Annotated in this window: 2 pseudogenes; one reads left to right on the top strand and one right to left on the bottom strand. The window is 61.1% G+C overall.

The window, feature by feature from the left end:
- Positions 1–126 (bottom strand): annotated as a pseudogene (locus EOA78_RS35705) (IS110 family transposase); the annotation flags it as partial.
- Between the two features lie 9 nt (positions 127–135).
- On the opposite strand from EOA78_RS35705, the pseudogene EOA78_RS37670 reads away from it, so the two are divergent.
- A pseudogene (locus tag EOA78_RS37670) lies at positions 136–247 on the top strand (IS110 family transposase); the annotation flags it as partial.

Consider the following 247-nt stretch of genomic DNA (forward strand, 5'->3'; position numbering starts at 1 on the left):
TGTCACCGCCAGTTTGCGGGCTACGGCAACGGCGGCTCGTTTGAAGCCGATCCTCTCCCGGAGTTTTAGACCCCATGTTCGCAGGCTGCTGTCGGCGCAGCTGCGGATCAGGATGACCGTCGCAGCTCAACCGACAGCACTCTGCGCACGTGGGGTCTGCAGCTCCGGGAGAGGATCGGCTTCAAAAGAGCTGCCGTGGCTGTGGCGCGCAAACTGGCGGTTATAATGCATACGATGCTTAAGACCG

The organism is Mesorhizobium sp. M5C.F.Cr.IN.023.01.1.1, assembly GCF_003997585.1.
Classification (GTDB): domain Bacteria; phylum Pseudomonadota; class Alphaproteobacteria; order Rhizobiales; family Rhizobiaceae; genus Mesorhizobium; species Mesorhizobium wenxiniae.